This is a genomic window from Bradyrhizobium canariense, from assembly GCF_900105125.1.
Taxonomy (GTDB): domain Bacteria; phylum Pseudomonadota; class Alphaproteobacteria; order Rhizobiales; family Xanthobacteraceae; genus Bradyrhizobium; species Bradyrhizobium canariense_A.
Map to the genome: position 1 here is coordinate 101,107 of NZ_LT629750.1, position 17,489 is coordinate 118,595.

The 17,489-nt window shown below is 60.9% G+C and carries 15 protein-coding genes; 1 reads left to right on the top strand and 14 read right to left on the bottom strand.

Annotated features, from left to right (window positions below; translation table 11 throughout):
* Positions 1–8: 8 nt before the first annotated feature.
* The 10 genes from BLV09_RS00440 to BLV09_RS00485 all read right to left on the bottom strand — a co-directional run bounded on the left by BLV09_RS00440 (position 9) and on the right by BLV09_RS00485 (position 12,448).
* Positions 9–2,546 carry a hypothetical protein gene (locus tag BLV09_RS00440; protein WP_146685920.1) on the bottom strand — a complete coding sequence of 846 codons (2,538 nt, stop codon included), beginning with the start codon at positions 2,544–2,546 and terminating at the stop codon, positions 9–11.
* Between the two features lie 140 nt (positions 2,547–2,686).
* Positions 2,687–3,526 carry an SDR family oxidoreductase gene (locus tag BLV09_RS00445; protein ID WP_146685921.1) on the bottom strand — a complete coding sequence of 280 codons (840 nt, stop codon included), beginning with the start codon at positions 3,524–3,526 and terminating at the stop codon, positions 2,687–2,689.
* 13 nt (positions 3,527–3,539) lie between these two features.
* Positions 3,540–4,301, bottom strand: a complete 762-nt coding sequence (locus BLV09_RS00450; RefSeq protein ID WP_146685922.1) for an SDR family NAD(P)-dependent oxidoreductase — start codon at positions 4,299–4,301, stop codon at positions 3,540–3,542.
* A complete protein-coding gene (locus BLV09_RS00455; protein WP_146685923.1) occupies positions 4,298–5,146 on the bottom strand; it encodes a sugar phosphate isomerase/epimerase family protein in 849 nt (282 codons plus the stop codon). The genes BLV09_RS00450 and BLV09_RS00455 overlap by 4 nt, the downstream gene beginning before the upstream one ends.
* Positions 5,143–5,907, bottom strand: coding sequence for an SDR family oxidoreductase (locus BLV09_RS00460; RefSeq protein WP_167558578.1), 765 nt, complete (start codon positions 5,905–5,907; stop codon positions 5,143–5,145). The genes BLV09_RS00455 and BLV09_RS00460 overlap by 4 nt, the downstream gene beginning before the upstream one ends.
* Positions 5,900–6,601, bottom strand: a complete 702-nt coding sequence (locus BLV09_RS00465; RefSeq protein ID WP_146685925.1) for an acylneuraminate cytidylyltransferase family protein — start codon at positions 6,599–6,601, stop codon at positions 5,900–5,902. The genes BLV09_RS00460 and BLV09_RS00465 overlap by 8 nt, the downstream gene beginning before the upstream one ends.
* Positions 6,598–8,517 carry an N-acetylneuraminate synthase family protein gene (locus BLV09_RS00470; RefSeq protein ID WP_146685926.1) on the bottom strand — a complete coding sequence of 640 codons (1,920 nt, stop codon included), beginning with the start codon at positions 8,515–8,517 and terminating at the stop codon, positions 6,598–6,600. Before BLV09_RS00470 ends, BLV09_RS00465 begins: the two co-directional genes overlap by 4 nt.
* 17 nt (positions 8,518–8,534) lie before the next feature.
* The gene (locus BLV09_RS00475; protein ID WP_146690934.1) at positions 8,535–9,932 is read right to left on the bottom strand and encodes a CBS domain-containing protein; all 1,398 of its coding nucleotides are present in this window, start codon (positions 9,930–9,932) and stop codon (positions 8,535–8,537) included.
* A gap of 196 nt (positions 9,933–10,128) precedes the next feature.
* Positions 10,129–11,124, bottom strand: a complete 996-nt coding sequence (locus BLV09_RS00480) for an NAD-dependent epimerase/dehydratase family protein (RefSeq protein WP_146685927.1) — start codon at positions 11,122–11,124, stop codon at positions 10,129–10,131.
* Between the two features lie 91 nt (positions 11,125–11,215).
* A complete protein-coding gene (locus tag BLV09_RS00485; protein WP_146685928.1) occupies positions 11,216–12,448 on the bottom strand; it encodes a phenylacetate--CoA ligase family protein in 1,233 nt (410 codons plus the stop codon).
* Positions 12,449–12,540: 92 nt separating this feature from the next.
* Between BLV09_RS00485 and BLV09_RS00490 the strand changes: the two genes are divergently transcribed.
* A complete protein-coding gene (locus BLV09_RS00490) occupies positions 12,541–13,701 on the top strand; it encodes an AGE family epimerase/isomerase (RefSeq protein ID WP_146685929.1) in 1,161 nt (386 codons plus the stop codon).
* A 15-nt stretch (positions 13,702–13,716) separates the two neighbouring features.
* On the opposite strand, the gene BLV09_RS00495 is transcribed toward BLV09_RS00490, so the two are convergent.
* The 4 genes from BLV09_RS00495 to BLV09_RS00510 form a co-directional block, all read right to left on the bottom strand.
* On the bottom strand, positions 13,717–13,992 hold the full coding sequence (locus BLV09_RS00495; RefSeq protein ID WP_146685930.1) for a DUF1488 family protein: 276 nt from the start codon (positions 13,990–13,992) through the stop codon (positions 13,717–13,719).
* An 87-nt stretch (positions 13,993–14,079) separates the two neighbouring features.
* Positions 14,080–14,919, bottom strand: a complete 840-nt coding sequence (locus tag BLV09_RS00500) for an ABC transporter ATP-binding protein (protein ID WP_146685931.1) — start codon at positions 14,917–14,919, stop codon at positions 14,080–14,082.
* Positions 14,920–15,080: 161 nt separating this feature from the next.
* Entirely contained in the window at positions 15,081–16,358 is a 1,278-nt protein-coding gene (locus BLV09_RS00505) for an ABC transporter substrate-binding protein (RefSeq protein WP_146685932.1), read from the bottom strand.
* Between the two features lie 56 nt (positions 16,359–16,414).
* A complete protein-coding gene (locus BLV09_RS00510; protein ID WP_146685933.1) occupies positions 16,415–17,488 on the bottom strand; it encodes a branched-chain amino acid ABC transporter permease in 1,074 nt (357 codons plus the stop codon).
* Between the last annotated feature and the right edge of the window lies 1 nt (position 17,489).

Sequence of the window (17,489 nt, forward strand, 5' to 3'; positions counted from 1 at the left end):
GGCGGCAATCAGGATGCTCCGTTATTCAAATGCATCGTGGTCTTGTTGCAATCAATCGAAATAACCGCGTTTTGGCCGTCTGAGAACAATACGCGGAAAGGGCCTTGGTTCAGGCTTTCCAGAATCTGCGGGTTGAGCGGCTCGTCGATCGGAAAGTAAGACAGCCGCTCGCCTTTGTTCAGGTGAAGCCACTGGATCGTTCGAGGGTTGATGATCGCCACGACACTCCATTTCCCCTGGGTGGTTTCCAGGACTTCTACTGTACGCAGGATTTCGTCAAGCGATGGAGGCGGCAGGTTTTCCTTTTTTGCTTGCTCCGGGCCAAGTTCCTCAGGTCGCACGGGCTTGAGAACTCCTTGCGTCAGACCTGATCCTGTCACCTGTGCAAGTGCTTCCTGATTCAGACCTGCCAACAGGGGTGAGACGGAAGTGCAGGTTCTCCGTGCAACAGTTGCCGCATCTGCCGCAGGTTCATAGATCTCCGAGATAATCGCCTTGATCTGGCTCGCAGTTGCTTCGTTCATCGTATCCAGATTTGAGAAGAGATAGATTCCGGGGCTGCCTGTAATGGCTTCAGCCATGCCCAACGTATAGGGATCGGAGACGACGATGGCCCGGCGTATGTTGTCATGCAGCCATCGATCCGCCTTTAAATCACTCGCGTCGTAGTGAGAAACGACTTCCGCCTGATCCGGAAGCCGCCCGTAGCTGTAAACCTTGAAAAGCGTCGATACGCCCGCGCGGTCGATGGCCACGCCAAGGCCAATCACCGCGGCCAGGCCGACGATTTGCATGTGCCGAGACCGGGTGAATGTCAGCGCGCCGAAAAGCAGGACAAGAGCGACGCCGGCGATCTCCGACGGTCGGATCATCGCCTGATAGCCGCTGTACGGTAGGTTCGAAGGCCAACTGAAGGCGTAAAGGCCGGCGACGAGAGCTGCTACCGCGATTACGGCAATTCCAGTGACGAGACGCTGCAGCCTGAGGGAATTAGGCAAGGGATCGACCAGCAGTTGATTGAAAAGCTCGGTCGTCGCGATCGCGAAAAAACCCAATATCACGAAAATGATGCGATACAGGAACGGAAAGCCGGACAGCACGGCGAAGCAAAGCCCGCAGCCCATGGTCCATGACCAAAGCAGGCGTGCGGCGTTTTCGCTCTGGCGCGGGGTGTTTGCCAATTGAATTAAACGTACGGGACGGGTCCGGTTGCACCACCACACAAAGATGAGTCCGACGCCGACAGCAAAGAGTGGCCCAATTGCGCGACCAATTTCTATGGCGGCAATCTCAGGCCCTGCGCCGAGGGTTATCTCGTCTCCATTTCTGATCGCTCTGCCCAGGAGCAATAGCGTCACGTGAGAGAAAAGCCGGTTGACGTTTATTGAAGGCAGATAGCCGAAGCGTGCTGCAACGACATAAATCATGATGCAAATGCAAACAAACGGAAGCAGAAGAGCGATAACCCATAAGGATTTTAACAGGCGCGGTGCCGGCCTGGAGGCAATCGCCGATACGACGATATGGAAAAGCCAGCCGGCGACAGCGATCGGAACAAACAGATACGATCCGCGATGAATGAAAATCAGCGCCATAGACCAGAGGACACTCGCGAACGCGTTTCTGGCTATGTTCCCGGTAAAGCCTCCTGTTCGGTTCAGCGCGTTGAAGAGCAGTGATATTGCGGGTAGCGAAGCCAGCATCAGCGCGTTGTTGTTGATAAAAAACGCAAGCAGGATGCTGAAAAATGCTGCGCCGGCCGGCAGCAAGGTCGATGCCGAAAATGTTCTGTGAGGTGTCGTCTTTGCCTCGGTCGTTAGCAGCACGCACAGGAAAACGAAGCTGCCTGCTACCGCCGCACTGCCGTTTGTCAGCAGGCCGAGCACGTTGGTCGCGGCCGCGAAGAAGAAAGCAAACCATTTTCGATAGGGGTCTAGAAATATACCATCGGCGACCGCGTAGAAAACGATCATGAAACAAAGAATCGAAAAGTACCGATAGACCCAATTGAATTGAAGAAGATCCAGGCCCAGGGTTCCGGACAGAGCGCCGGCGAGTGCCGAGCGAAGGTCAGTATACGACTGGTTGGCGTAAGGATTTATAAATCCGGTATCGGCGTATTCCTGAGCGATTTTCATCCAGTGAACGTCTGCACCGATGTCCCCAAACGGGAAGCGGGAAAATGCCCCAAATGACCACCACCAGGTCATGAGTGCCAGCGGAAGCGATAGCGCGATCCAGAGCGCAATTTCGTTTCTATCCGCGCTTTGCGGACGCCAAACGTTCCTTGTTGCCAGCAGGCCAAACAGGGAAATCAATACCAGCACGCAGAGATCGAGTTTGAGATTCGATGAGATGAGAGAAAGCAACTGCAAAAAAGTACCTGTCCCCGGGGCTCCAATGATGAAGCCAAGCGCGACGAACTGGAGTCGGGTCATGCGAGAGTTTTCGATCAGGGTGATCGAAGCGAGTGCCAATATAAAGAATCCAAAACCAAGGGAGATCAGAAAGAAAAAAAATGTCAGTACAATTGTATGGAGCCACATTCAATTGATCCCCGGGGTAGCAGCGATCAACTAGCTCATTTGATACGTGCTACAAAGTCTGATCGAGAGCTTCATCCAGCGGCCTGAGCCGAGAGATAATCGAAAAAGTTGCTACAGGCGGGGCAAAATCCTGGCGGCAGTCACCACACGCTTCGCCCGCCATCGATCACGATATTCTGCCCGGTCATGTAGCTCGATGCGTCCGAGCAGAGGAACTGGATCGCGGCGCAATATTCGTCAACCCTTGCCATGCGGCCCATCGGGATCAGGCGCGTCAGTCTTTCGACGAAGGCGGGGTCCTGGTTGTTGAAGACGCCGCCGGGCGATATCGCGTTGACGCGCACGCCGCGGTCCGCCCAATAGGTCGCGAGGTATTTGGTGAGCCCGATCAAGCCGTGTTTGATGACCGAGTAGGTCACGGGTTTGACCGGCTGCTCTTCATCGCTGGTGATGTTGGGCTGCCGGTAGAGCCGCTGGTCCGGGGCGATCACACCGAGGTCGGACGCGATGTTCAGGATCACGCCATTGCCGCGCTTCGCCATTGCGCCGCCGAATACCTGCGAGCACAGCATTGCCCCTGAAAGGCCGACCGCGATCTCCATCTGCCATTGCGGAACCGGAAACGCTTCAAAGCGTGACGAATGCATGACACCCGGTGTTGACGTGACCTTGGGATCGATCGCGGCGTTGTTGACGAGAATATCGACCGGAATTCCGCGGCCGGCCAGGTCGGCCGCCGCCGCTTGAACCGACTCCTGCGACGTGACGTCGATCGCCACGGGAACGAGATCGGCCGCAGGCGCGATCTCCCTGACCGCCGCGATGGCCGCCTCACACTGCGCCAGTCCGATGTCGGTGACGACCACGCGCGCGCCGGCGTCCACCAGTGCGGCGGTATGCTGGCGCCCGAGCAATCCGCCCGCGCCAGTCACCAGCGCGGTGCGGCCCGACAGATCGTAACGAGCGGAGGGGGCTGTCATGGAATGTTCCTGTTCAAGCGCGCAATTGGCCGCCGTCGGCCACGATCACGGTGCCCGTGATGAACGCGGCGCGCGGGGAGGCAAGAAAACCTGCGACATCGGCGATCTCTTCCGGCGTGCCCAGCCGGCGCAGCGGAACTTCGCGCGCCAGCATGTCCTCGACGCCGGATTTGTCCTCGGCGAGCTTGCGCGCCCAGGTGCCGCCGTCGAACAGAATATTCCCGGGCGCCACCGCATTGATGCGAATGCCTTCCTGCGCCAGCGGGCGGGCGAGACCGCGCACCGTGGCATTGAGCGCCGCCTTGGCCGCCGAATAGGTCACGGGCGCGCCGAGCGCGGCCAGGCCGCAAATCGACGAAATGCAGACGATCGCGCGGTCGCCAGTGCCGCGCTGCATGATCGGTCGGGCCGCCTCGATCGTATTCGTGGTCGCAAACAGGTTGAGGTCCATGACCCGACGCCATTCCGCTGATGTCTCCTGTCCGGGCGGCACCGACGCGCCGCTGCCGACATTGCAGATCAGGATGTCGATCCGGCCCCACTGCTTTTCCACCTCACGCGCCATCGCCAGCGCCGCGGCCGGATCGGTGACGTCGGCGACGTGGAACGAGGTGCTGCCGCCGATTTTGGCGCAGGCTGCCTTGAGGTCATCCCGGCCGCGCGCCGCAAGCGCCACATGCGCGCCTTCCGTGGCGAGCATCCGTGCGATCGCAAGCCCGATTCCCCGACTGGCGCCGGTGACGAGAGCAACACGCCCCGCAAGCTCCAGCTTCATCTTCCGGCTTCCTCGATCCACCGCACGGTCATGTCGCGATAGCGCGCCAGCGCGCCCGCGTGGTCACCGTCTGCGGCGCGCGCGGTCTGAAGGATGTACTGGCCGGAATATCCGGCTCCCTCGATCAGCCGGATCGCCTTCGCCAGTTCGGCGGCGCCGGTGCCCAGCGGCACGGTGGTTCCCCCGCGCGCGCGATCCTTGACATGCACATTGCGAATGCGCGGCGCGTAGGCGGCAATTTCCTCGCCGCAATCATATCCAAGGGCTGCGCTGTTGCCGATATCGTAATTGATGCCGAAAACATCGCTGGGGAATTTTGCGATGAATTGGGCCAGTTCCGCAGGCGGCAGATCGGACTCAAAGACGATCTTGACGCCTTGCTTCATCAATGAGGCGGACCGGTCGAGCAGGGCGCTGAGCAGCGACTCTGCCTGCTCTGACGTCTCGATCTTGCCATTGTCGACCAGCGGAATCACGACGAACTCGATTCCAATCGCGGCGCATGAAGCGAGCACCAGGTCGAGGTCGGCCAAAAGAGTCTCCTGCGCCTGACCATTTGCTTTCCAGAATGGCGCCTGCATGAAGCAGTCGCCGGTCAGGCTTGGAATTTCGACTGCGTTTCCGCGCGACAGACGCATGATCGCGCTGCGCCCACCTTCGGTGATGAGCGGGTTTTCGCGCAGCCGCTCCTGGTCGATGGTCCATTCCATCCGGGTCAGGCCAAGCGGCTTTGCGCGTGAAAATTCCTCGCGCCATTCGTTCCAGGGAAACGCCTGGATCTTGCCATCCACCAGGGCCGATAGCCGCCCCTGCATGAAGCCGATGCGTTCAACTGGCGTTTTCACAGCTTGTCACCTGTACTTACGGCGAGCCCGTTGGTGGTCCAACCGCCGTCGACGAACAGCTCCTGACCGGTCATGTAGGCGGAAGCAGGCGATGCCAGGAAAATGGCCGCGCCGACCATGTCATGGGGGTCGCCCCAGCGGCCGAGCATGGTATGCCGCCGCCGATCCTCATGCATCGCGGGATCGGCGAAGCTCGCGGCCGTCATTGCGGTTGCGACATAACCGGGCGCCAATGCATTGACCCGGATGCCGTCGGCGGCGAAATCCGTCGCCAGCGCGCGGGTCAGCCCGGCAAGACCCGCCTTGGCGGCGACATAGCCGGGATTGCCGGGAAAGCCGCGCACCGAATTGATGCTGGTCACATTGATGATCGAGCCGCTGCCCGCCTTCTTGAGCAGGGGATAGGCGGCGAGAACGGTCGCATAGACGCCCGTCAGATCGGTCGCGATCGTCTGCCGGAATCGATCGAGCTCATCGGCTGCGCTGGCGGCCGGCAGACTGATGCCGGCGGCATTGACGAGAACGTCGAGCCTGTCGTGGTGCTTGGCGAAGGCGTCCATTGCCCGGCGCAGCGCATCATCATCGGACAGGTCGCAGGAAACCGGTTCGACGCCATCAGGCGCCGTGCCCGACCGGCTAAGGCCGAACACCTTGGCGCCCGCGTCCGCCATGCCGGCCGCGATCGCAGCGCCAATTCCCCGCGATGCGCCGGTGACGATGGCGAGGCGCCCCTCCAGCGAAAATTTTTCGAGACTACGCATAGCCGTAGCTGCGCATGATGGCGGCACACAGTTTGACGTCTTCCGGACGATCGATCTGGAACATTTTATGGCGTTCCATCAAGTGAAAACCAATCTTGCCGCCGAGCCGATTCTTCTTTTCGCGCAGAAGGCTCGGAATGAACACGTAGAACGAGCCGTTTTCGAGGTATCGTTTTTCGATCTGCTGGCGCATGCGCCGGTCATGGTAGTCGTAATTGATGGCTTCCGGGCCATCCTTGCCGACGCGCCAGTTGAAATAATCCTCGACTTCGCAGACCGAGAGCAGGCTGTCGAGCTGTTCCCGCTCGAACGCTTCCAGCGCACTATCGATATCGCTGGCTTCGCGAATCGGCGAGGTGGCCTGCAAGGCGACAATGCGCCTGAAAGGACCAAGCCGTCCATCGATCTGATCCAGCGCGTGCAGCCATGCGGCCTCCGAGGAGGCCAGATCCCCGGAGATATCGTCGGGACGGCGCACCCCGACCGCGCCGGCGGCTTCCGCGGCCGCCAGGATGGCGTCGCTATCGGATGATACCGCGACAACATCGACGCCGCGGGCGGCGGCGGCTTGCATCACGGTCCAGGCGATCAGTGGCTTGCCGCAGAGATCGATCAGGTTCTTGTGTGGAATTCCCTTTGAACCGCCGCGCGCCGCGATCACGGCGAGCGTTCGTCCCGACGTCTCGCTGGTCATACGCGGCCCTCGAGACGCTCCAGCGCGGTCCAGAAGCCTTCACCCATGTTCTTGTGGCCCTGCCAGATCTCCGGGATGAAGGAAGCGCCCGGCGCATGCTTGCGCAGCACGGCGCCGACCTCGTTGAAGTCGATCTCGCCTTCGCCGACCTGCAAGCCTTCGCCGTCGAGGCCTTTGGCGTCGCCGAAATGCAAATGAGCGGTATGCGGGCCGAGTTGCGCCAGGCCTTGCGCGAAGTCGAAGCCGAAATGATTGGCCGCCAGCTTGGTGTGCGAAATGTCGACGCACATCCTCAAATCATGCTTGGCGCAGAACGCGGCGGATTCTTCCGGAAAGATGAAGATGTTCTGATGGCGCTGGCCGCCGAAATGCCAGGGGAAGGGCGCCATGGTCTGCGGAATCAGTTCGACGCCATCGAGATCAAGCTCGCCAAGGCTGGCGGCGAAAATGCGGTAGCATTCCGCTTTCTGCTCCGGCGCCAGCGGCTCGTCCATGGTGAAACCGCCGATATTGGCGACGATCGGCGGGCGTTTCGTCTTCGGGAAGAATTTCTTCAGGCCGCGCGTGATGTCGATCACGGCCTGGGTCTGCTCCAGCGAATAGCGGCGCAGGCTCTCGTCTGAGGTGGCGAGATCCATCAGCTTGCTGCCGGCGAAAAGCTCGGGCGCATGCACCACGAAACCGAGATCGTAGGTGCCGGACAGATAGGACGCCGGGTCGCGCTCCATATCGTTATAACTGAGATGGAATTCGATGATGTCGGGCTGGCAAATTTCGAGAAATCGTTCGGTGTCGTGATAACGCACCGGCACGCCCCACGGCCGGTCGAAGCGATAACGCCGCGCCTTCGTGGCTTCCTCGGCAAGATCGCTCGGAAAGAAATAATCGTCCGCGGCCATCGCGCGGCCCAATCGTTTGCCGATCAGGGCCGGCATTTTGAGCGGCGAAAGGCCCTGACCCGGGCTCTTCACCGCGACGTCGTCCTCGGTCACAACAGTGCCGGCAGCAATGGCGCGCGCGGCCACGAGGCTTTTTGCCAGGTTTTCCCGATTGATCAGTTCGCCCTGGCTGAGTGCACGCTCCGTCAGCGGCTGGCCGCGCGCCGCTTCGACCTCGCGGATGCCGGTGACCAGCGCCTTGAATTCTTCCGGTTCGAGGCTGGCGGCGTGGTCGGGGCCTTCCATCTCGCGGTCGAGCGTGATGTGGCGCTCGATCACGACCGCGCCCAGCGCCACCGCGCCGATCGACACCGCGATACCGCGCTCGTGGCCGGAATAGCCGACAGCAGGGTGGATACCCTTCAGCGTTTCCATGAAACGCAGGTGAATATTGTGGAGCGCGGCCGGATAGGTGCTCTGACAATGCAGCAGCACATAGGAAACACTGCGATCGTCGAGAAATTTTGCGGCCGTCCGGATCTCTTCGGTCGTGCTCATGCCGGTGGAGACGATCAGCGTCTTTTTGGTCGCAGCGAGCTTTGCCAGCAGTGGAAGATTTGTCAGGTCGGCCGAGGCGACCTTGTAAGCCCCGACCCCGAACGTCTCCAACGTGGCGACGCTGGAGGCGTCCCAGGGCGTGCAGAGATATTGAATGCCTTTTGAGGCGCAATAGGCCGCGATGCGGCGCTGCTGCTCCGTGGTCAGCTCGAAGCGGCGCAGCAGATCGAGGGTGTATTCGACGGCGAGGTCGTCGTCTTTTCCGGAGAGAGAGGAGGCGCGATAGACCTCGTCCAGCTTGCGCATCTGGAATTTCGCGCAATCGGCGCCGGCCGCGACCGCGGCATCGACCAGCGCGATCGCGCGATCGTAATCGCCATTGTGGTTGTTGCCGACCTCGGCAATGACAAAGCAAGGCTGGCTGTCGCCGATCCGACGGTCGCCAATATGGATCGAAGCTGCCTGGTGGATTAAATTCATCTCGTCTTCTCGATCCATTAATGAGACGCGGCGGTATTCTTGGCACGCGCTACGGGAATTCGCGACTTCCAGGTTCGCAAGCCGTTTTCCTCAAACGAAATGCGAGAGCAGCGCAGGCCTTTGTCTTCCAATGCCCTGATCAAGGTATATCGCTCGAACGGCCGCACAAAGAAGATGAAATAGCCGCCGCCGCCGGCGCCCAGCAATTTACCGCCGACCGCGCCACTCGCTTTCGCGACGTCGTAAATCGCGTCCAGTTCGTTCGAGCTGATCTTGGAGCTCAGGCGGCGCTTGGCGTGCCAGGCCTCGTCGATCAGGCGCCCACAGTCCAGCAACTGGCCGCGCAGCAGATGGTGACGGATTTCGCGCGTCACTTCCTTTTGCCGCGCTGCTGCGGCGACGGCGTCATTGGTCTGGTGCTGGGCTTTCTGGTCCCGGTGCACGGCGCCGGAGTCGTGATTGAAGCCGGTGTAGCAAAGAACCAGACTTTCCTCGAGTTCGGCAATGATGTTCGGCTCGAGCCGGAGCGGGACAATCGTATTGTGCTCCGACGAAAACTCCATGTGGTTGAAGCCGCCGAACACGGTCGCATATTGATCCTGCCAGCCGCCGGGAATGTTCAGCATCAGACGTTCCGCCTGAAACGCCATCTCCGCGATCTCATGGCGGTCCCACTGATCGGACCGGAATTCGTTGAAGCAGCCGATGATGGCCGATGACACGACCGCCGAGCCGCCGAGACCGGAACCGACCGGGAAGTCGGCGGAAACGTCGAGATCAAAACCGTAAGCCGGCTTGATCAGGCGGATCACCGATTTGATCAAAGCCAGTTCGCCGTCGTTGCCGAGCGCCGCAAGGCTTTCGGCTTCCACCGTGCAGCGGAAGTCATGCGAGTAAATTCGGATGCGGCCGTCGCTTCGTCGCCGCAAGGTCGCATGGGCGTACATGGCGATCGTCGCATTGATGACGGAGCCGCCGTCATTGTCGACGAAGTAGTGCGTGAGATCGGTGCCGCCGCCGGAGAAACTGATCCGCACCGGGGAGCGCGCCCGCGCGAACACCTCGCTCTCTTCGCTGAGGTTGAACAGGTCGCGGCTGAATACGTCGACCAGGCGCCGTTCCGAATCGAGAATTGGGACGACGTGAACGCGCTGATCAAGCAGCTTGAGGATTTGTTCGCGAGGTGCGCCGGCGAGCGCCGAGACAAAGTTGCGGTTCACGCACGCCGCCACCTGATCGCGGATCGAAGTTCCGTCGAGCAACTTTCTCCTGATGTCGCCATCGGTGACCGCTCCGACCACGCGGCCATCAGCATCCTGCGCAAACAGGATGCCAAGCATATTGATGTTGAGTCGCCGAAACGCTTCCTCGATGGTTTCGGTCTCAGCGATGGTAACGAGTGTGCGGTCCTGCAATTTTCGGGTCCAAAGGTCCAATTCGACCTCGATTGAGGGATAGGTAGCCGCGCTCGGGAACGATGGAGCCGGTCGCCGGCCGTTAGATACGGCAGCCGTCAGGGGTGCGCAAGTTGCTCATTTGCCCGGTATTTTGGGGCCTAAAATAGCGTTTCGCGCCCTCTTGGTTTAGCACGTCCATGGCCGCCACTATGGCTTATAAATGGTTCGAATGGACAGACGATGGCTGGGTCGGATTCCAGCCGATCGCGAGATATTTGTTAGGGGAGGCAACGAGCGGGCAGCCGAGCCGCTCCCATGTCGAGCCCAGACCGGCCACCTTGAGGGACAGTTCAAGCCATTTTTCGGGTACCGGCAGCAGCCAGGATGCTCTGCCGAGGCTAACGCGGTGACGTGCAATGAGATCGGCTACCGTGACCGGCGTTGGATCCGAGACGATGAATGTTTCGCCGCGTGCGCCGGGATTGGTCAGTGCCGTTTCGACCGCTGAATTGAAATTGTGGATCGACAGCACGGACCGCCGCGCCTTCAAGGCTCCGAACGGCAACGGAATCGGCAGCCGCGAGATCTTGTGGACGGTGGCGAAATTACCTTTTTCGCCTTCGCCATAAATCACGACCGGACGCAGGATCGTAAACGGAACCCCCGCTGTGCGGATGGCCTTTTCGGCCGCGAGCTTCGACCTGCCATAGGCGTTGTTCGGTCTTGGAGGGTCATTCTCGGTCAGCTCGTGGTCGGAAAATGAGCCGGACTGTGCGGCGATGGACGAAATGAAAACCAGTTGTTTCGTGCCGCAACTTGACGCCGCACGCGCGAGCGTCGCGGTCGCTTGATGATTGACGCGATCATAGAGATCATCGACCGCAAACTTGTGGGCGATGCCGGCGAGATGAACCACGACATCGCATTGCCGGAGCAATGGTTGCCAATTGAAAGGTGCGGATAAATCCGGCAGTTTGACACTCACCATGTTTGCGTCTTGAAACTTGGCAGCGATTCTTGAGGCGGCGATTACCTTGTAACCCCGCTGGATGAGATAGGGCACAAGATGCCGCCCGACGAAACCGTCGGAACCCGTCACCAGCACTCTGATTTGATCGTTCATCTGAGACAACGCTTCCGAGGTGACGCCGCCCGCAACGGTCGAGTGAGAGGTCACCAGTTTGGTGACGTTTTCATCGCCACGTAACACGCGTGCGAAGTCTCTACAACGAAGGGTATATCAATTTTGGGCGCCGCGCACGGATTCCAGGCCGGGACGTGCTAACGACCGATGACGAAGATCAAGCGGGTTTGCGTTCATCCGTGATGACCTTGCCGTCTTTCGGCAAGCTTTCCTGTGCCACGAGTTCGACATTGCCTTGAAGCTTCGTCACCGTGCGCAGCGTTGCGGCGAGTTCACCGCGCAGGGCTTCGCTGGGGGAGCCGCTTTCGGCCTTGAGTGTCATCACGTCGGTTTCGCCTTCACGTGTCACAACAAGACGCAGCCGTCCGAGTTCGGGATGGCGTTTTCCGATCTCGGCAATCTGTTCGGGCCGGACGAACATGCCCTTGACCTTGGTGGTCTGGTCGGCGCGGCCCATCCAGCCTTTGATGCGCATGTTGCTTCGTCCGCACGGACTCGTTCCCGGCAGCGCGGCCGTGAGGTCGCCGAGCGCGAGGCGAATCCAGGGATGAGCGGGATCAAGCGAGGTGACGACGATCTCGCCGACATCGCCGCCGGAAACGGGATCGCCAGTGCCCGGCCGCACGATTTCCATGATCAGGTCCTCGTTGACGACCATGCCGTCGCGGGCAGACGTCTCAAAGGCGATCAGGCCAAGATCGGCGGTTCCGAACGCCTGGTAGGCATCGATACCGCGCGACTTGATCTCATCCTGCAGCGACTTCGGAAACGCCGCGCCCGACACCAGCGCGCGCTTGATCGACGAGGCGTCGCGTCCGGCACTGTCAGCGGTATCGAGCAGGATTTTGAGGAAATCGGGCGTGCCGCTGTAGCCGACCGGACGATAGGCCTCGATCAGTTCGAACTGCGCTTCGGTGTTGCCGGGACCTGCCGGAATGACCGCACAGCCGAGCGCGCGCGCGGAGGTATCGAAGATGAAGCCGCCCGGCGTCAGATGATAGCTGAAGGTATTCAGCACCACGTCGCCCGGACGGAAGCCCGCGGCGAACAGCGCCCGCGCGCCGCGCCAGGGGTCGGCATGGACAGGCTCGGGCTCGAAGATCGGGCCGGGCGAGGTGAACAGGCGCCCGAACGATCCGGGTGTCCCCGCAACGAAACCGCCGAAGGGTAGTACTGCCCGGTGAAGGGCAGGGAGATCGGATTTGCGCAGCAGCGGCAAGCGCGCCAAAGCCGCACGGGTTGTGACCGAGGCCGGGTCAATGCCTCTGAAGTGCCCGGCATAGGCCGGTGCGGCCATTGCCTTGAGCAGCACATTTGGCAGCCGCAAGAACAGATCCGCCTCGCGTTCGGCCGGTTTGCGGACTTCGAGGGCATCGTAATACTCGGTCATGGGTATTTCCTGCATGCTCGCGCCGATTGCGCCGGGCCTTTTACATGATATCAGACGCTTCCATCAGTGCTGGACGCCTTCTAGGGAACGCAATGGCTGAAACATATGCCTCCACGGCAGCAGATCGGTCCGATTCCGGCGATATCGTCGGGATCCTGAAGCGCCGCATCATCGATCATTCGCTGCCGCTGTGGTCGACAGAAGGCTGGGATCGCACGACGGGTGGCTTTATCGACCGCCTCACCGCGGACGGCCGCGCCGATCATCTCGCGCCGCGCCGGGTGTTCGTCCAGGCCCGGCAGATCTACTGCTTCGCCAAGACGGCTCAGATCGGCTGGTACCCCGAGGGCGGCGAGATCGCGCTGAAGGGACTGGAACATCTGTTGGCCAAGGCCAAAAGTCCTGATGGCCGGCCGGGCTTTGTCCACACCTTGGCGCATGATGGTTCCGTGCTGGATCCGCTGCGCGATACCTACGACCACGCTTTTGTGCTGCTTGCATTGGCAAGCGTTTATGCGCTCGATCGCGACGCTCAGGTCCGCGCCGAAATCGACGCACTATTGTCGTTCCTGGATACCGAGCTGCGTTCGCCGAACGGCGGCTTTGTGGAGGGATTGCCGGCGGCGATGCCGCGCCGGCAAAATCCGCACATGCATCTGTTTGAATCGATGATTGCCACGTTCGATGCGACGCACGATGTGGCGTTCCAGAATCGCGCCGGCGAGTTCTTCGCGCTGTTTCTCGCCAATCTCTACGACAAGCAGAAACAGGTGCTTGGAGAATATTTCGAAGATGACTGGTCGAAGATCGAGCCCGTCAGCGTGGAACCCGGACATCAGGCGGAATGGGTCTGGCTGCTCAAGGGGTTCGAGCGCATTACCGGCTGCCCGACGGGGCGCTACCGCGCCGAACTGCTGGCGTCGGCGTTGCGCTATCGTGATGAGGCCACAGGCTGCCTGATCGATGAGGGCGATGCCGCCGGCAACATCAAGCGCCACAGCCGGCGCTGCTGGCCGCAGACTGAAATGGCCAAGGCGTGGATCGCGCAGGCCGAGTCGGGCGAAGCGGGAGCTGCCGACGAAGCGCGCGCCGCATTGTCGCGCCTTGCACGACATTATCTCAGCCATCCCGTCGCGGGCGGCTGGTATGACCAGTTCGACCGCGAAGGCAGGTCGCTGACCGCGACCATACCAGCGTCTTCGTTCTATCATGTGCTCTGCGCCTGCGTGGAAGCAGAGCAAGTGCTGGGCTGAGCCCGCACCTTCCATTTATTTCGGAATGTGCTTGGTGAATATCCGGACGACGGCGCCTTTGACCGTGGGAGCGGCGTCGAACAGGTCGGAGGCGATTTGCTCGATCGCGTCCCGGTGAGCCAGGAACTGCGCTTGCCTGGCGGTGCTCAGGGTGCCACGTTCACCGGCAAGTTTGTCCATTGCAGCGTCACTGATCTGACATTCAACCGTTTTTTCGTCGTTGAGCATGGAAAATCTAAACGCCAGGCGTTCGAGGTCGTATCCCAGGACTTTGCCTCGCGTCAGCGGCATCGAAATATCCCTCAACGCTTCGTCGGACCGTGCTTCTCCATGGCAGTTTTGTCGAGAAAGTGGCTTGCCTGGTCCAGGACCACGCGCTCAGAGCCACCGTTTTCGCCGCTTGAAACTTTTCAGGTTCTTGAAACTCTTGCGCTGGTCGCCGGCGCCGCCGAGGTAAAATTCCTTGACGTCCTCGTTGTCGCGCAATTCGTCGGCGCTGCCGTCGAGCACGACCTTGCCTTGCTCCATGATGTAGCCATGGCTGGCGACCGAGAGCGCAGCGCGCGCATTCTGTTCCACCAGCAGGATCGTCACCCCGAGATCCCGGTTGATCTCGCGAATGATGGCAAACACTTCCTTGACGAGCAGCGGCGACAATCCCATCGACGGCTCATCCATCAGGATCATCTTCGGGCGTGCCATCAGCGCGCGGCCGATCGCCAGCATCTGCTGCTCACCGCCGGAGAGATAGCCGGCGAGGCCCGTGCGTTCCTTCAGGCGCGGGAAATATTTGAAGACCATGTCGATGTCGGCGCTGATATCGCCATCGCTGCGGGTGAAGGCGCCGAGCCGCAAATTTTCCAGCGAGGTCATGTCGGAGATGATGCGGCGGCCTTCCATCACCTGAAAGATGCCGCGGCGGACGATCTTGTCGGGATCGATGCCGTTGATGCGCTCGCCGTCGAAGACGATCTCGCCGCGGGTGACTTCGCCGTCCTCGGTCTTGAGCAAACCCGAGATCGCCTTCAGCGTCGTCGATTTGCCGGCGCCGTTGGCGCCGAGCAGCGCGACGATCGCAGCCTTTGGCACCTCAAGGCTCAGGCCCCGCAGCACCAGGATGACGTCGTCATACACCACCTCGATATTGCGCACGCTGAGCAGCGGGGCGGTCGCCTGCGCCGTTGTCGTCATGCGATCCAGCTCGGTCGTTTCCCTCATCCTGACTACCTGCTGTCGTCGTCACCCGCGAAGGCGGGTGACCCAGTATTCCAGAACGCCTGTGATCAATCGAAATGCTGCGGCGTACTGGATCCCCGCTTTCGCGGGGATGACGTCCAAGTGCGTTCGGCCGCCCACGGACAAGCGGCTGGATCAATAGCTCACCACCCAAACCATTCCGGCTTGCGCGGCAGTTCGACGGTCTTGACCTTCTCGAGCTTGATGATGCCCTTGGCCATGAGATCGTTGATATCGCCGTCGGTCGGACCGGAGATTTTCGAGCGATAGAGATCGACCTTCATGGTCGGGCGATGATCCTTCTCGGTCCAGGTCGATGGATCGCAGACGCCTTCCATGCCGGCCGGCACCCAGTCGGCCTTCTGATAGAAGCCCTTGGCGACATTCTCGCCGGTCGGGCCGCCGTTCTTGGTTGCCCACTCGATCGCTTCCTTCATGTACAGCGCGGTACAGACGGCGGTGATGTAATGCACGGGCCGATAGACCTTGCCGGTCGGGTCGGACATCCCGGAGATTTCCATCACCGTTTTCATGCCGGGTGCATTGCCGCCCCAGCCGACCGCTGTGCGCAGCGGGAAGATCACGCCATCGGCGGCGTCGCCGGCGGCCTTGGCGGCGTTCTCGTCCATGCCCCAGACGTTGCTGAGGAACTGGACATCGACGCCGGCGGTCTTGCAGGCCTTCATGACGGAGATATTGGAAGCGGCGGTGTTGCCGAGATAGGCGTAATTGGCGCCGGCGCTTTTCAGGCTGAGGCACTGCGCGCTGTAATCGCCGGGCGCCAGCGCGAACACCAGTGGCGGCAGCACGTCGAAGCCGAGTTCGGTGGCGAGCGCTTCGCCGGCCGCTTTCGGCGCGTTCGGGTAGGGGTGGTTGGCGCCCATGTGCACGAATTTGGGCTTGCCCGGCTTGCCCTTGGCCTTCCAGTCTTCCGCCGCCCAGGTCAGTTCGGCGCGCAACGCGTCGGAGTAGCTCGGGCCGTAGAAGAAATTATACGGCGCGGGTTTTGCCTTCCCGCTGGTGCCTTCGGGGTCCGTGAGCGCCGCGGCGTAGGAGCCGGAAATATCGGGGATCTTGTCCTGCGCCAGGAAGCCGGTCAGCGCTTCGGTATCGGCTGTGCCCCAACCCATGATCGCCGCGACCTTGTCGCCGCCTGACCATTTCTTGTAGAGCGCGATCGCGCGCGGCACCTGATAGCCATAGTCGTTGCTGTCGACGTTGAGCTGCTTGCCGCCGATGCCACCGTGCTTGTTGACCCAGGCAAAGGTGTCTGCGACGCCCTGTCCATAGGGCGTGCCGACGTCGGACGTACCGCCCGACAGGTCTTCCAGGTGCCCGATCGCGATCTGGGCTTGCGCCGTCGTCGTGCCGCCGATCAATAAAGCGAGTGAAACAGTGCTGAGCAGGGATTTGATGGTCATGTAAATTTCCTCCGGCTTTTTTGTTGACGCGTATTGTATCCAGTCCCGATCCAACCTCAATGTGAAAACGGGTAGAGCTTCCAGTAGGTCTTGATCTGCCGCCAGCGATGCGCGAGTCCATCCGGCTCGAACATCAGGAATGCGATGATGATCAGCCCGACCGCGATCTCGCGCAGGAAGGTGATGTTGTTGTTGAGCGACAGCGCCTTGTCGATCGCGCTGCCTTTCAGTCCCGCGCTGATCCACTCCATCGATTCCGGCAGCAGCACCACGAAGGCGGTACCCATCAGCGTGCCCATGATCGAACCGGTGCCGCCGATGATGACCATCGCCAGAAAAAGGATCGATCGCTCGATTCCAAAACCCTCGTTCGATACGACGAGCTGGTAATGCGCATAGAGTGCGCCGGCGATGCCGGCAAAGAAGGCGGCGAGCCCGAACGACAGCGTGCGGTATTTCGTCAGGTTGATGCCCATGATTTCCGCGGAAAGATAATGATCGCGGATCGCAACCAGCGCGCGGCCGTCGCGCGTGCGCATCAGATTGGTGACGAGGAGATAGCTGACCAGCAGATAAGCCAGCACCACATAGAAATATTGCCGGTCGCCGCGGAACGCGTAGCCGAAGATCGAGAACGGATTGGCGCTGGCCGGCACCGAGCCGCCGGAAAACCAGTCGGCGCGCGAGAAGAAATCGAGCAGGATGTATTGCGCGGCGAGCGTCGCGATGACGAGATAAAGTCCCTTGAGCCGGGCCGCCGGTACGCCGAAGATGAGCCCGACCAGCGCGGTCACGACGCCCGCCAGCGGAATCGCGAAGAAGACCGGGATCGGCGCGTTGTTCGAGATGTAGGCCGAGGTGAAGGCGCCGAGCAGAAAGAACGCGGCGTGGCCAATTGAAATCTGCCCGGTGAAGCCGACCAGGATGTTCAGGCCGAGCGCCGCGATCGCGAAGATGCCGATCTGGATTGAAATGCTCAGCCAGTAATTGGCGAGCACCAGCGGTGCGAAGCAGACAAGGATGACGCCGAGAATTGCGGCGTTGCGGCTGATCCTCGTGGGAAAGATCGTGGTGTCGGCCGCATAGCTGGTGCGGTAGTCGCCGGAGGGAATGAGAGAGGGGCCAGCCATG